14 protein-coding genes are annotated in these 13,478 nt (G+C 58.4%); 12 read left to right on the top strand and 2 right to left on the bottom strand.

The genetic code is table 11. The annotated features are described in order from the left end of the window. The first annotated feature begins 188 nt into the window (after nt 1–188). The 11 genes from ffh (at nt 189) to ACMXYI_RS01215 (ending at nt 10,491) form a co-directional block, all read left to right on the top strand. Nucleotides 189–1,565 carry a signal recognition particle protein gene (ffh, locus tag ACMXYI_RS01265; RefSeq protein ID WP_074879887.1) on the top strand — a complete coding sequence of 459 codons (1,377 nt, stop codon included), beginning with the start codon at nt 189–191 and terminating at the stop codon, nt 1,563–1,565. 250 nt (nt 1,566–1,815) lie between these two features. Further along, nucleotides 1,816–2,067 (top strand): 30S ribosomal protein S16, encoded by a 252-nt coding sequence (gene rpsP, locus ACMXYI_RS01260; RefSeq protein WP_010463010.1) that lies wholly within the window; start codon nt 1,816–1,818, stop codon nt 2,065–2,067. Nucleotides 2,068–2,072: 5 nt separating this feature from the next. Beyond that, entirely contained in the window at nt 2,073–2,609 is a 537-nt protein-coding gene (gene rimM, locus ACMXYI_RS01255; RefSeq protein ID WP_010565276.1) for a ribosome maturation factor RimM, read from the top strand. Next, complete coding sequence (gene trmD / locus ACMXYI_RS01250) at nt 2,591–3,364, top strand: tRNA (guanosine(37)-N1)-methyltransferase TrmD (protein ID WP_173860472.1); 774 nt, start codon at nt 2,591–2,593, stop codon at nt 3,362–3,364. Before rimM ends, trmD begins: the two co-directional genes overlap by 19 nt. 45 nt (nt 3,365–3,409) lie before the next feature. Beyond that, the gene (gene rplS, locus ACMXYI_RS01245) at nt 3,410–3,760 is read left to right on the top strand and encodes a 50S ribosomal protein L19 (RefSeq protein WP_003175895.1); all 351 of its coding nucleotides are present in this window, start codon (nt 3,410–3,412) and stop codon (nt 3,758–3,760) included. Between the two features lie 99 nt (nt 3,761–3,859). Then, a complete protein-coding gene (gene xerD / locus ACMXYI_RS01240; RefSeq protein WP_008151625.1) occupies nt 3,860–4,756 on the top strand; it encodes a site-specific tyrosine recombinase XerD in 897 nt (298 codons plus the stop codon). Nucleotides 4,757–4,898: 142 nt separating this feature from the next. After that, nucleotides 4,899–5,630 carry a bifunctional protein-disulfide isomerase/oxidoreductase DsbC gene (gene dsbC / locus ACMXYI_RS01235; protein ID WP_046048191.1) on the top strand — a complete coding sequence of 244 codons (732 nt, stop codon included), beginning with the start codon at nt 4,899–4,901 and terminating at the stop codon, nt 5,628–5,630. A gap of 134 nt (nt 5,631–5,764) precedes the next feature. Beyond that, a complete protein-coding gene (locus ACMXYI_RS01230; RefSeq protein WP_046048339.1) occupies nt 5,765–7,069 on the top strand; it encodes a homoserine dehydrogenase in 1,305 nt (434 codons plus the stop codon). A gap of 66 nt (nt 7,070–7,135) precedes the next feature. Further along, a complete protein-coding gene (gene thrC / locus ACMXYI_RS01225) occupies nt 7,136–8,560 on the top strand; it encodes a threonine synthase (RefSeq protein WP_415771207.1) in 1,425 nt (474 codons plus the stop codon). Nucleotides 8,561–8,680: 120 nt separating this feature from the next. Next, nucleotides 8,681–10,039 (top strand): transporter substrate-binding domain-containing protein, encoded by a 1,359-nt coding sequence (locus tag ACMXYI_RS01220; RefSeq protein ID WP_415771205.1) that lies wholly within the window; start codon nt 8,681–8,683, stop codon nt 10,037–10,039. Between the two features lie 164 nt (nt 10,040–10,203). Continuing rightward, nucleotides 10,204–10,491, top strand: coding sequence for a DUF3509 domain-containing protein (locus ACMXYI_RS01215; RefSeq protein ID WP_415771204.1), 288 nt, complete (start codon nt 10,204–10,206; stop codon nt 10,489–10,491). Between the two features lie 170 nt (nt 10,492–10,661). Here the strand turns inward: ACMXYI_RS01215 and ACMXYI_RS01210 are convergent, their stop codons facing one another. Then, a complete protein-coding gene (locus tag ACMXYI_RS01210) occupies nt 10,662–11,525 on the bottom strand; it encodes a TIGR02285 family protein (protein WP_415771203.1) in 864 nt (287 codons plus the stop codon). A 58-nt stretch (nt 11,526–11,583) separates the two neighbouring features. After that, the gene (locus ACMXYI_RS01205) at nt 11,584–12,783 is read right to left on the bottom strand and encodes a CaiB/BaiF CoA transferase family protein (protein WP_415771201.1); all 1,200 of its coding nucleotides are present in this window, start codon (nt 12,781–12,783) and stop codon (nt 11,584–11,586) included. Between the two features lie 147 nt (nt 12,784–12,930). Here ACMXYI_RS01205 and ACMXYI_RS01200 point away from each other — a divergent pair, with 147 nt between their 5' ends. Next, complete coding sequence (locus ACMXYI_RS01200) at nt 12,931–13,473, top strand: YaeQ family protein (RefSeq protein ID WP_007897614.1); 543 nt, start codon at nt 12,931–12,933, stop codon at nt 13,471–13,473. Nucleotides 13,474–13,478 lie beyond the last annotated feature (5 nt).

Genomic DNA, 13,478 nt, shown 5'->3' with positions numbered 1-13,478 from the left:
AAGGCGCTGAGTTTGGCATAGAACCCCCGCAGCACGAAAGACCATGCAACCTGACGACGAGGTGTCCGCCAGACGCAGTCTTCGCTATAATCCGCGACCTGCCCACGCCGCAGGCTCGCCGAGCACATGTTTATTCCGGTCTGGGCCGCCATTATCCCGGTCTACACAGGGCCTGAAAGGATCGCGCAATGTTTGAAAACTTAACCGACCGTCTCTCGCAGACGCTGCGCCATGTCACCGGCAAGGCCAAGCTGACCGAAGACAACATCAAAGACACCCTGCGCGAAGTGCGCATGGCGTTGCTCGAAGCTGACGTCGCCTTGCCGGTGGTGAAAGACTTCGTCAATTCGGTCAAGGAACGCGCCGTCGGCACCGAGGTGTCGCGCAGCCTGACGCCGGGCCAGGCCTTCGTGAAGATCGTCCAGGCCGAACTCGAAAGCCTGATGGGCGCGGCCAACGAAGACTTGAACCTGAGCGCCGTTCCTCCGGCCGTCGTGCTGATGGCCGGTTTGCAGGGTGCAGGTAAAACCACCACCGCCGGCAAACTCGCGCGCTTCCTTAAAGAGCGCAAGAAGAAGTCGGTCATGGTCGTGTCTGCGGACGTTTACCGTCCGGCAGCGATCAAGCAGCTGGAAATGCTCGCAGGTGAAGTCGGCGTAACCTTCTTCCCGTCCGACCTGAGCCAGAAGCCGGTCGACATCGCGCAAGCGGCTATTAAAGAAGCAAAACTGAAATTCATTGATGTCGTCATCGTCGATACCGCCGGTCGCCTGCACATCGATGAAGAGATGATGGGCGAGATCAAGGCGCTGCATGCCGCGATCAACCCGGTGGAAACACTGTTCGTGGTCGACGCCATGACCGGCCAGGACGCCGCCAACACGGCCAAGGCCTTTGGTGATGCTCTGCCGCTGACCGGTGTGATCCTGACCAAGGTCGACGGCGATGCCCGTGGTGGTGCCGCGCTGTCGGTTCGCGCCATCACCGGCAAGCCGATCAAGTTCATCGGTATGGGCGAGAAGAGCGACGCGCTCGAACCGTTCCACCCGGAGCGTATTGCTTCGCGCATCCTCGGTATGGGCGACGTACTCAGCCTGATCGAGCAGGCCGAACAGACTCTCGACAAGGACAAGGCCGACAAACTGGCCAAGAAGCTGAAGAAGGGCAAGGGCTTCGACCTCGAAGACTTCCGCGATCAGCTGCAACAGATGAAAAACATGGGCGGCCTCGGCGGCCTCATGGACAAACTGCCAAACATGGGTGGTATGAACCTGGCGCAGATGGGTAACGCCCAAGGCGCGGCAGAGAAACAATTCAAGCAGATGGAAGCCATCATCAACTCCATGACCCCGGCCGAGCGCCGCGACCCTGAGATGATCAGCGGTTCGCGCAAACGCCGGATCGCCATGGGTTCCGGCACTCAGGTGCAGGACATCGGTCGCTTGATCAAGCAGCACAAGCAGATGCAGAAGATGATGAAGAAGTTCTCCGCAAAAGGCGGAATGGCCAAAATGATGCGCGGCATGGGCGGTATGTTGCCCGGCGGCGGCATGCCGAGAATGTAAAGAATCCGCGTCGGCAGCGATGTCGACGCAGCCCCACATGGACGTGGGATCTCCAGCAAACCCGCACTTGGCGGGAGCTGACTGGCCGTTTTCAACGACGGCTCTATAGCAAATCTTGATGGCGACTGAAAGGCCGCCGGAAAAAGTCATTTGCAAAAGTCCGGATATTCCTTAGAATATGCGGCCTTTCGGGCACCTATGCCCGCTGTGCCTTTAGATTTGCAGCACCGACTACAGGAACGATGTTCACATGCTAACAATCCGTCTTGCCCTTGGCGGCTCCAAAAAGCGCCCGTTTTACCACTTGACCGTAACCGACAGCCGCAACCCGCGCGACGGTTCGCACAAGGAACAGGTTGGTTTCTTCAACCCTGTTGCTCGTGGTCAAGAAGTCCGTCTGTCCGTGAACCAAGAGCGCGTAGCCTACTGGCTGAGCGTTGGTGCACAACCTTCTGAGCGCGTTGCTCAGTTGTTGAAGGACGCGTCTAAGGCTGCGGCCTGAGCAATATGAACGCGACGCCAGCTGTTGCTGATGATTTGATCGTTATCGGCAAAATTTATTCGGTTCATGGCGTTCGCGGCGAAGTGAAGGTGTATTCCTTTACTGATCCGACTGAAAACCTGTTGCAGTACAAAACCTGGACGCTCAAGCGCGAAGGTAGTGTGAAACAGGTCGAGCTGGTCAGCGGACGTGGGAACGACAAGTTCCTGGTCGCAAAGCTCAAGGGTCTTGATGATCGTGAAGAAGCGCGTCTTCTTGCCGGTTATGAGATCTGCGTGCCGCGCAACCTGTTCCCTGAATTGACCGACGGCGAGTACTACTGGTACCAGCTGGAAGGTCTGAAGGTCATTGATCAACTCGGGCAATTGCTCGGGAAAATCGATCATCTTCTGGAAACCGGCGCCAATGATGTAATGGTGGTCAAGCCTTGCGCTGGCAGCCTGGATGATCGCGAACGCCTGTTGCCCTATACGGAGCAATGCGTGTTGGCCGTCGACCTTGCCGCAGGCGAGATGAAGGTGGAATGGGATGCGGACTTCTAAGCGTGGCTAACTTGCGCGTAGAAGTGATCAGTTTGTTTCCCGAGATGTTCTCCGCCATCAGCGAGTACGGCATCACCAGTCGTGCGGTGAAACAGGGGCTCTTGCAGCTCACCTGTTGGAATCCGCGAGACTACACGACGGATCGACATCACACTGTGGACGATCGCCCATTTGGCGGTGGCCCGGGCATGGTGATGAAGATCAAGCCCCTGGAAGATGCGTTGGTTCAGGCCAAGGCAGCAGCCGGGGAGGCGGCGAAGGTAATTTACCTGTCCCCCCAAGGCCGTCAACTGACTCAGTCGGCGGTACGCGAGTTGGCGAATCTGGATGCATTGATCCTGATTGCCGGCCGCTATGAAGGCATTGACGAGCGTTTTATTGATGCTCATGTCGATGAAGAGTGGTCGATTGGCGACTATGTACTGTCTGGCGGCGAGCTGCCGGCGATGGTCCTGATCGATGCGGTTACACGACTGCTGCCTGGAGCTTTAGGGCATGCGGACTCCGCCGAGGAAGATTCCTTTACGGATGGTTTGCTGGATTGCCCGCACTACACCCGACCGGAGGTGTATGCGGATCAGCGTGTTCCCGACGTATTGCTAAGTGGCAATCACGCGCATATCCGGCGTTGGCGTTTACAGCAGTCCCTTGGTAGGACCTTTGAACGACGCGCCGATCTTCTGGAAAGCCGCTCGCTTTCTGGAGAAGAGAAGAAGCTGCTCGAGGAATACATCCGCGAGCGGGACGATAGTTAACAACGTATCGATGGTAGATCCGACGATTTACCTTAGGAGCACAGCATGACTAACAAAATCATCCTTGCACTCGAAGCAGAGCAGATGACCAAAGAGATCCCTACCTTTGCCCCGGGCGACACCATTGTCGTTCAGGTGAAAGTGAAGGAAGGCGACCGTTCGCGTCTGCAAGCGTTCGAAGGTGTTGTTATCGCCAAGCGTAACCGCGGCGTAAACAGTGCTTTCACCGTTCGTAAAATCTCCAACGGTGTTGGCGTAGAGCGTACTTTCCAGACCTACAGCCCGCAAATCGACAGCATGGCCGTTAAACGTCGCGGTGACGTACGTAAAGCCAAGCTGTACTACCTGCGTGACCTGTCCGGTAAAGCAGCTCGCATCAAGGAAAAACTGGCTTAAGTCCAGCTTCCGATGCAGAAAAAAGCAGCCTACGGGCTGCTTTTTTGTTGCCTGCGATTTATCTTCCCTGGCCGTACTGTCGGTCTTGCCTGAGCCTTTATGCCTGCCATCGATCATCCTTTGATAGACCAGTTTCTCGACGCTCTGTGGCTGGAGAAAGGTCTTTCCGATAACACCCGCGATGCCTATCGCAGCGACCTGGCCCTGTTCAACGGCTGGCTGCAGGAAAAAGGGTTGGAGTTGATCAATGCCGGCCGCGAATTGATCCTCGATCACTTGGCCTGGCGTCTGGAGCAAAACTACAAGCCCCGCTCGACGGCGCGTTTTCTCTCTGGCGTGCGTGGTTTCTATCGCTATTTGCTGCGGGAAAAGCTGATTGCAGTCGATCCGACCTTGCGTGTCGATATGCCGCAGCTGGGTCGGCCACTGCCTAAATCCTTGTCGGAAGCGGATGTGGAGGCCTTGTTAAAAGCACCTGACCTGAGCGAAGCCATCGGCCAGCGTGACCGCGCCATGCTCGAAGTGCTTTATGCCTGCGGCTTGCGTGTGACGGAGCTGATCAGCCTGACACTGGAGCAGGTCAATCTGCGCCAAGGCGTGCTGCGAGTGATGGGCAAGGGCAGCAAGGAGCGGCTGGTGCCGATGGGCGAGGAGGCGATTGTCTGGGTCGAGCGTTACCTGCGTGATGGCCGCCAGGAGCTGCTCGGCGGACGTCCCAGCGATGTCATGTTCCCCAGCCAGCGCGGCGAGCAGATGACTCGGCAGACCTTCTGGCATCGCATCAAGCACCAGGCCAAGGTTGCCGGGATCGGCAAGTCGCTGTCGCCGCATACCTTGCGCCATGCCTTCGCCACTCACTTGCTCAACCATGGCGCGGATTTGCGGGTGGTGCAAATGCTGCTCGGCCACAGCGATCTGTCGACCACGCAGATTTACACCCATGTCGCCCGCGCACGTTTGCAGGACCTGCATGCCAAACACCATCCGCGCGGTTAAGCGCCAATGTCCTGCATCACCCGCATTCGGCCACAGGGGCCTTATGTGGTAGGCTTTGCCGGTTTGCACGATGGGCGTTTATGACCCGGTGTTTCGGCACGGGCGTTCTGATCGACCCATTTGTCCGCCTTCAGGAGTTCTCATGCGTCTGACCCAGATTTTCGCCGCCGCAGCCATTGCGTTGGTCAGCACCTTTGCCGTCGCCGATGACGCGGCCGACAAAGCCATTCGTAAAAGCCTGGAAAACCTCCAGCTCGAAGTGCCAGTAGAAAGCATCACCGCCAGCCCGCTGCCAGGTCTGTACGAAGTCAAACTCAAGGGCAGCCGCGTGCTCTATGCCAGCGCCGATGGCCAGTACGTGGTTCAGGGCTACATGTTCCAGCTCAAGGACGGCAAACCGGTCAACCTGACCGAGAAGACCGAACGCCTGGGCGTTTCCAAACTGGTCAACGAGATTCCAGTGGCTGAAACCGTGGTCTACCCGGCGATCGGCGAAACCAAATCGCACATCACCGTGTTCACCGACACCACCTGCCCGTATTGCCACAAGCTGCACGCCGAAGTACCTGAACTGAACAAGCGCGGCATCGAAGTGCGTTACGTCGCGTTCCCGCGCCAGGGCCTTGGCTCGCCGGGTGACGAACAGCTGCAAGCGGTCTGGTGCTCGAAAGACAAGAAAGCCGCCATGGACAAGATGGTCGACGGCAAGGAAATCAAGGCCGCCAAGTGCGATAACCCGGTTTCCAAGCAGTTCGCCCTCGGTCAGTCGATCGGCGTGAACGGTACACCGGCCATCGTTTTGGCCGACGGCCAGGTCATTCCGGGCTACCAGCCTGCGCCACAAGTCGCCAAACTGGCGCTGGGCGCGAAGTAAATTCGCATCGTCACGGTCAGCCATTGACGATCATGGTTCGGCGGCAGCATTCGCCGGGCCATTAATAGAGAACCGCGAGCATGCGGTTGTTTTCACGGCCGGCCTTGAGTCGGCCGTTTTATGGGGAGTTCACAGTGAAACCGGTCAAAGTAGGCATCTGTGGGTTAGGGACCGTCGGTGGCGGTACCTTCAACGTACTTCAGCGTAACGCCGAGGAAATTGCTCGTCGTGCCGGGCGTGGAATCGAAGTGGCACAAATTGCCATGCGCACGCCAAAGCCTCAGTTCCAGACGACCGGTATTGCGATTACCAACGATGTCTTCGAAGTGGCCACGAACCCTGAGATCGACATCGTCATAGAGCTGATGGGCGGCTACACCGTTGCCCGCGAGCTGGTACTCAAAGCGATCGAGAACGGAAAACATGTTGTGACCGCGAACAAGGCGTTGATCGCCGTTCACGGTAATGAAATTTTCGCCAAGGCCCGCGAGAAGGGCGTGATTGTGGCGTTCGAAGCCGCCGTGGCCGGTGGCATTCCGGTGATCAAGGCGATCCGTGAAGGCCTGTCGGCCAACCGCATCAACTGGGTCGCCGGCATCATCAACGGCACCGGCAACTTCATCCTCACCGAAATGCGCGAGAAGGGCCGGACCTTCGAAGACGTACTCGCCGAGGCGCAAGCACTGGGTTACGCCGAGGCCGATCCGACCTTCGACGTTGAAGGCATCGACGCAGCCCACAAGCTGACGATCCTGGCGTCGATCGCGTTCGGTATCCCGCTGCAGTTCGACAAGGCCTACACCGAAGGCATCACCAAGCTGACCACCGCTGACGTGAACTACGCCGAAGCGCTGGGCTATCGCATCAAGCACCTGGGCGTGGCGCGCAGCACCGCGGCCGGTATCGAGTTGCGCGTGCACCCGACGCTGATCCCGGCCGATCGCCTGATCGCCAACGTCAACGGCGTGATGAACGCGGTGATGGTCAACGGTGATGCCGCCGGTTCGACGCTGTTCTACGGCGCTGGCGCTGGCATGGAGCCGACCGCTTCGTCGGTGATCGCCGACCTGGTGGACGTGGTTCGCGCCATGACTTCCGACCCGGAAAACCGCGTACCGCACCTGGCCTTTCAGCCGGATTCGCTGTCGGCCCACCCGATCCTGCCGATCGAGGCCTGCGAAAGCTCCTATTACCTGCGCATCCAGGCCAAGGACCATCCGGGCGTGTTGGCGCAGGTGGCGAGCATCCTGTCGGAGCGCGGCATCAACATCGAATCGATCATGCAGAAGGAAGTCGAAGAACACGACGGCCTGGTGCCAATGATCCTGCTGACACACCGCGTGCTGGAACAGCACATGAACGACGCGATCGCCGCCCTCGAAGCCTTGGCTGGCGTGGTCGGTCCGGTCGTACGGATCCGCGTCGAGCACCTGAACTAAGCCGTTATCGTTCACCGGGCTCGCCTGCGGGCCCGGGTTTGCGAACACTGTCTATTGGAGCCAGTCATGCGTTATATCAGTACCCGCGGCCAGGCACCGGCCCTGAATTTCGAAGACGTCCTGCTGGCCGGTCTGGCCACGGACGGTGGTCTGTACGTCCCGGAAAACCTGCCACGTTTCACCCAGGAAGAAATCGCTTCCTGGGCCGGCCTGCCTTATCACGAGTTGGCCTTCCGGGTGATGCGCCCGTTCGTTGGCGGCAGCATCCCCGATGCCGATTTCAAAAAGATTCTGGAAGAGACCTACTCTTCTTCAGAGCAGGGCGTGTTTTCCCACAACGCCGTGGCACCGTTGCGTCAGCTGAACGGCAACGAATGGGTGCTGGAGCTGTTCCATGGCCCGACGCTCGCGTTCAAAGACTTCGCCCTGCAACTGCTCGGTCGTCTGCTCGACTACGTGCTGGAAAAACGTGGTGAGCGCGTGGTGATTGTCGGCGCTACGTCCGGCGACACCGGTTCGGCCGCCATCGAAGGCTGCAAGCACTGCGAAAACGTCGACATCTTCATCCTGCACCCGCACAACCGCGTGTCCGAAGTGCAGCGTCGCCAGATGACCACCATCTTCGGCGAGAACATCCATAACATCGCCATCGAAGGCAACTTCGATGACTGCCAGGAAATGGTCAAGGCCAGCTTCGGTGACCAGAGCTTCCTCAAAGGCACGCGTCTGGTCGCCGTGAATTCGATCAACTGGGCGCGAATCATGGCCCAGATCGTTTACTACTTCCATGCAGCCCTGCAGTTGGGCGGCCCGGCACGTTCGGTATCGTTCTCGGTGCCGACCGGCAACTTTGGCGACATTTTCGCCGGTTACCTGGCGCGCAATATGGGCCTGCCGATCAACCAGTTGATCGTCGCCACCAACCGCAACGACATCCTGCACCGCTTCATGAGCGGCAATCAGTACGTCAAGGACACCCTGCACGCCACGCTGTCGCCGTCGATGGACATCATGGTGTCGTCGAACTTCGAACGCCTGCTGTTCGACCTGCACGGTCGCAACGGCGCAGCGATTGCCGGTCTGATGGACACCTTCAAGCAAGGTGGCGGTTTCAGCGTCGAACAGGAACGCTGGACCGAAGCCCGCAAGTTGTTCGATTCCCTGGCCGTGGATGACGCGCAGACCTGCGAAACCATCGCCGAAGTCTACGAGCAAACCGGCGAACTGCTGGATCCGCACACCGCTATCGGCGTGAAGGCGGCGCGCGAGTGCCGTCGCAGCCTGGATATCCCGATGGTGATCCTCGGTACGGCCCATCCGGTCAAATTCCCGGACGCAGTGGAAAAAGCTGGCGTAGGAAAAGCGCTCGAACTACCTGCACATCTTTCTGATTTGTTTGAGCGAGATGAGCGCTGCACCGTGCTGCCAAATGACCTGAAAGCCGTGCAGGCCTTTGTCAGTCAGCATGGCAACCGCGGCAAGCCTCTGTAACCGATTAAATCTGTCACATTTTGAAGCCCGTCTCCTGACGGGCTTTCTCATTTCTGCGTGCCACACTTGTCGGGTTTTCGCCTACGAAGGACGGGCGAGTTGATTACGAAGGAAGTGGCAATGCTGTTTTTCAGAGGGTTAAAACCAGCCACGTGCTGGATGTTTTTTTTAGTCGGCACCCTGGGCTTTGCTCAATGGGGGAGTGCGTCGCAATTGGCGGCGACCGATTCCAAAGGATCGGTTGCTGGCCTAATGATCGAGCTGGATGCTCAGGAGTTGAAATGGATTGCCGAGCATTCGAAAGTCATCGTCGCATCGGTGCAATATCCGCTGTACCTGTTCAAGGATGAGCACGGCCAATGGAGTGGCTTGAACAATGATTTGCTCAACCGCATCAGCGCGATGACGGGATTGCAGTTTGTTCATGAAGAGTCGTTTTCTACCGAGCAGATGCTTGGACGGCTGGAAAGCGGTGCCGCAGACATGAGCACGACGCTGGCGATGAATGACGAACGCAAGACGTTTCTGGAATTCAGTCATGCGTTCGGTGGCGCTGGCTGGGTGTTCGTCGGGCGGGCCGGCGCGCCAGTGGTGCAATCCCTGGAGCAGTTGTCGGGAAGGGTTCTGGTGTTGCCGACCCGACATGCGCTGGAGGCCACGATCCGCCGCGACTATCCGGACATCGACCTGCGCTCGGTTAAAACCTACGCGGAGGCCCGGGCGCTGGTCGAGAGCGGTGAGGCCTATGCCACCATCGAAAACGAAACCGGAGCACAACTCTATCCGTCCGGGCAGCTCAAGGTCGGGTATACGGTGGAGGGCAAATGGGAGGCGGACCACTTGGCCGTACGCAAAGGTCAGCCTCAGCTGTCGGGTATCCTCAACAAGGCGCTTGAGGCGCTTGATCCTGCCGAATTGCGCGCCATTCGCCTGAAATGGCTCAATGGGATTGCCCCCGTCAAGGTGTCCGGCGCCTGGCACCGACTCGCCGAGTGGGGCTGCTGGGGAATGTTTATCGTCAGTCTGTTCGGCCTGATGTCCCTGCTCTGGAACCGACGGCTCACGGTATTGATCCAGCAGCGCCTGGATGCCGAAAAAAGTCTGAGTGATCAGCTTGCCTTCCAGCATGCGTTGTTGGACGCCATGCCCGATCCGATATTTGTTCGTGATCTGCAAGGGCGTTTGATCATGTGCAACAAAAGTTATGAGGAGGGCTTGTCGACCCGTTTCGACCAGGTTCAGGGACGACAGCTGATTGAACTGGACGTCTTGCCCAAAGAGACCGCCGAACTGCTGCATGCAGAGTTCATGGCCCAGCTCGGTACGCGCAAGACGCGTTTCAGCGAGCGTCAATTGATGTTCAAGAGCGGCGTCAGGCATGTCTATCAGTGGACGGTGCCTTTTTACGGTGCCGACGGACAATTGCGGGGCCTGCTGGGAGGATGGACCGATATTGGCAAGCGTAAGCAGCAGGCGTGACGCGGCTGTTTTTTCTCTGTCATCTTGGCCGTGCATGCTCTATTGACCCGCGGCGCAGGTTCACCAGCAGTTGGTATCCAGAACTCTTTCTTCTCGAGCCAGTGGTCATTTACTGTAGGCACGCCCCAGGCACTTTGTTTTCGGACTAATGAGTGGTGATCGAGATGGAAAGTATCAGTCTATTGCTCGGTGAAGCTCTGAGCCCGTATCAGGTAACGTTGACCCCGTCGGGGACCCATGGCGAATGCCTGGTGACACTGAAAAATTCGACCGGCGCGATCGTGGTCGAGCGGGCGTTCAATCAGGCCCAGTTGACCAGCAAACGTCTACTGACGGATGTTGTCGACGGTTTGCATCGCGACGTGCTGATCGCCGAAGGTCGGCTGGAGCCCTGCGTCATCGCGGCGTTGCGCAATGCTGCTCAGGACAAGATCCTGGCCAACCGAAATTGAATTGTTTTTTGTGGGAACCTTCCTGCGCTTAGGTCAGTCAGACCTTGTAACAGCAGGATCAAGCATTGTGCTCCGGTGCTTGTAGCTTGCTGCCACTGGTCTTTATGTAGGCCACGTTTAACCCCGAGTCGTCTCCCCACTTCTCGGGGTTTCTTTTTGCCTGCGATTTGTCATTGCTCGGCCTGCTGCAGGAAAAATGCCCGGCTGGCTTCCAGGTAGTCGCTGCGACTTTCGGGGTCCAGCCAGGCGGCGTATGCCTGGCTCAAGTGATCGTGGGGCAGGGTGTGCAGCAGTTGGTTGATCTCGATGATCGCCTGCCGGCCCTGCGGAGTGTCGGTACAGCCAATGTAACCGGACAGGTATTTGCCCGTGCCGCGAATCGGGTAGAACTGCAATTCATCTTCCGCGATCCCTTGCTGCTGGGCCTGGTAGCGGATCTCCGAGCGGTACCCCAACAGCATCCGCAAGCGCCCCAGGCGTTGCATTTGCAACAGGCTGCCCAAAGCGTCGTTGCCGTAATGGAGGGTCAGTGAGTTGGCTGGCGCTTGTTTGAGCAGCGCGTCGAGATATTCGCCGTAGTTGCGCTCGGCAATAATGCCCAGTTTCTCGCCGCCACTGGCCAGCAGGGCCGCCAGGTCCACTTCGCCATCCTTGATAAAGGGCGCCAGCAACTCCCGATCAACGCGGCGCACTGCCAGGCCGTTACTCATGGCCCGAAAGACCGGGATGGAAAACGCGATCCAGTCATCGCGCTCCTTGCTCCAGTTCAGCGCCGCATCGCACGTGAGGGATGGCTCGTGGAGCATTTGCAAGCCGCGAGCGCGATTGACTCGCATCAGGGTGTGTTCGTATTGCGGCATGCGGGCGATCAGCAGCGGTAACAGTTGATCAATGACGCCCTGGCCCTTTTTCGATCCTTCGAAAATCATCAGCGGAGGAAGATCGCGCAATAACCAGACCAGGGTTTCCTTCGGTTGCGCCAACGTTGGCTGAGCCTGGCCGGCGAGCAACAGGAAAAACGCGAACGCGCACAATGCTCGCCCGCCGCGCGTCAGGCAGTGGTCGATGGGCCGCGCAAGCAGGCGCCTCAGCTTAGATGGCCCCGTCTTCACGCAGCTTTGCGATCTGTTCCTTGTCGTAACCAAGATCGTTGAGTACCTGCGCATTGTGTTCGCCCAACTGCGGCCCGACCCATTCCGAAGTGCCGGGTGTCTCAGAGAGTTTCGGCACGATTCCCGGCATCTTGAAATCTTTGCCGTCCGGCAACTTGGCCTTCAGGAACATTTCCCGGGCCAGGTACTGCGGATCACTGAACATGTCTTCAGCACTGAAGATCCGGCTGGCCGGTACGTCGGCCTGATTCAACTGCTCGATGATGGTGTCCAGCGGCAGCGAGTTGACCCAGCGATCAATCACCCCATAAATCTCGTCGCGACGGCTATCGCGTCCGTCGTTGCTCGCCAACGCGGGGTCATTGGCCAGGTCCTCGCGACCAATGATCAGCATGAAGCGTTTGAAGATCGCGTCGCCATTGGCGCCGATCTGCACATGTTTGCCGTCGGCGCTGGTGTGGATAGAGGAGGGCGTAATGCCCGGCATGATGTTGCCGGTGCGCTCGCGGATGACGCCGAACACGTCGAACTCGGGGACCATGCTTTCCATCATGGCGAAAATCGCTTCATACAGCGCCACATCCACTACTTGGCCGAGGCCACCGTTGACCTCGCGATGACGCAACGCCATCAGCGCACCGATCACGCCCCAGAGCGCGGCAATCGAGTCGCCGATGGAAATCCCGGTGCGCACTGGTGGCCGGTCTTCGAAACCGGTGATGTAGCGCAAGCCGCCCATGGATTCACCGACGGCGCCAAAGCCTGGTTGATCTTTCATCGGTCCGGTCTGACCGAAACCCGAGAGACGCACCATCACCAGTTTCGGGTTCAGAGCGTGCAAGACTTCCCAGCCCAGACCGAGTTTTTCCAATACGCCTGGGCGAAAATTCTCGATCAGAATGTCCGCTTCGCTGAGCAATTTTTTCAGGATCGCCAAGCCTTCGGGGTGTTTGAGGTTCAGGGTCAGGGATTTTTTGTTGCGCGCCTGGACGAACCACCACAGCGAGGTGCCTTCATACAGTTTTCGCCATTTGCGCAACGGATCGCCGCCATCGGGGGACTCGATTTTGATCACCTCGGCACCGAATTCGCCGCAAATGCGCGAGGCAAACGGCCCGGCGATCAGCGTACCCAATTCGATGACTTTCAGACCTGAGAGCGGTTTTCCGGTGAGCGGCATACTGGATCCTGTAGGACAAAGGTTGAGCGAATACAGGGTTTTAACATAGCCGAACGTCAGACGACCAAGGTTGATCGCCTTCAATTCGTGGATTGCCTACCGCATCGGTTAGACTTGCCGCCTTTCCCCGTATCAAGAAGCCCGTTCATGGCCCAGCCGTCCACGACCTACAAGTTTGAACTGAACCTTACCGACCTCGATCGCAGCGTGTACGAGAGCGTGAAGCAGACCATCGCCCGTCACCCTTCGGAAACCGAAGAACGCATGACCGTGCGGTTGCTGGCCTACGCCTTTTGGTACAACGAGCAGTTGTCGTTCGGTCGCGGTCTGTCAGACGTGGACGAACCAGCCCTGTGGGAAAAGAGCCTGGACGACCGTGTCCTGCACTGGATCGAAGTCGGCCAGCCAGACGCTGATCGCCTGACGTGGTGCTCGCGTCGCACCGAACGCACCAGCCTGCTGGCTTACGGCAGCCTGCGCGTCTGGGAGACCAAAGTGATCCCGGCGATCAAAAACCTGAAAAACGTGCACATCGCGGCTGTTCCGCAGGAAGTGCTGGAAACCCTGGCCAAAGACATGCCCCGCGTTATCAAGTGGGACGTGATGATCAGCGAAGGGACGATTTTCGTCACCGACGACCGTGGTCAGCACGAAGTCCAGTTGCAGTGGCTGAGCGGCGAGCGCGGCTGATTACT

It is taken from the genome of Pseudomonas lyxosi (assembly GCF_047758685.1).
Lineage (GTDB): Bacteria > Pseudomonadota > Gammaproteobacteria > Pseudomonadales > Pseudomonadaceae > Aquipseudomonas > Aquipseudomonas lyxosi.
The sequence above is the reverse complement of the archived record's forward strand: the minus strand, read 5'-3'. Positions and strand labels throughout refer to the sequence as shown.

What these genes read in the sequence shown, in the direction of transcription:
- ffh (WP_074879887.1), top strand. Translation starts at nt 189, where the DNA reads ATGTTTGAAAACTTAACCGACCGTCTCTCGCAGACGCTGCGCCATGTC.
- rpsP (WP_010463010.1), top strand. Translation starts at nt 1,816, where the DNA reads ATGCTAACAATCCGTCTTGCCCTTGGCGGCTCCAAAAAGCGCCCGTTT.
- rimM (WP_010565276.1), top strand. Translation starts at nt 2,073, where the DNA reads ATGAACGCGACGCCAGCTGTTGCTGATGATTTGATCGTTATCGGCAAA.
- trmD (WP_173860472.1), top strand. Translation starts at nt 2,591, where the DNA reads ATGGGATGCGGACTTCTAAGCGTGGCTAACTTGCGCGTAGAAGTGATC.
- rplS (WP_003175895.1), top strand. Translation starts at nt 3,410, where the DNA reads ATGACTAACAAAATCATCCTTGCACTCGAAGCAGAGCAGATGACCAAA.
- xerD (WP_008151625.1), top strand. Translation starts at nt 3,860, where the DNA reads ATGCCTGCCATCGATCATCCTTTGATAGACCAGTTTCTCGACGCTCTG.
- dsbC (WP_046048191.1), top strand. Translation starts at nt 4,899, where the DNA reads ATGCGTCTGACCCAGATTTTCGCCGCCGCAGCCATTGCGTTGGTCAGC.
- thrC (WP_415771207.1), top strand. Translation starts at nt 7,136, where the DNA reads ATGCGTTATATCAGTACCCGCGGCCAGGCACCGGCCCTGAATTTCGAA.
- ACMXYI_RS01220 (WP_415771205.1), top strand. Translation starts at nt 8,681, where the DNA reads ATGCTGTTTTTCAGAGGGTTAAAACCAGCCACGTGCTGGATGTTTTTT.
- ACMXYI_RS01215 (WP_415771204.1), top strand. Translation starts at nt 10,204, where the DNA reads ATGGAAAGTATCAGTCTATTGCTCGGTGAAGCTCTGAGCCCGTATCAG.
- ACMXYI_RS01205 (WP_415771201.1), bottom strand. Translation starts at nt 12,783, where the DNA reads ATGCCGCTCACCGGAAAACCGCTCTCAGGTCTGAAAGTCATCGAATTG.
- ACMXYI_RS01200 (WP_007897614.1), top strand. Translation starts at nt 12,931, where the DNA reads ATGGCCCAGCCGTCCACGACCTACAAGTTTGAACTGAACCTTACCGAC.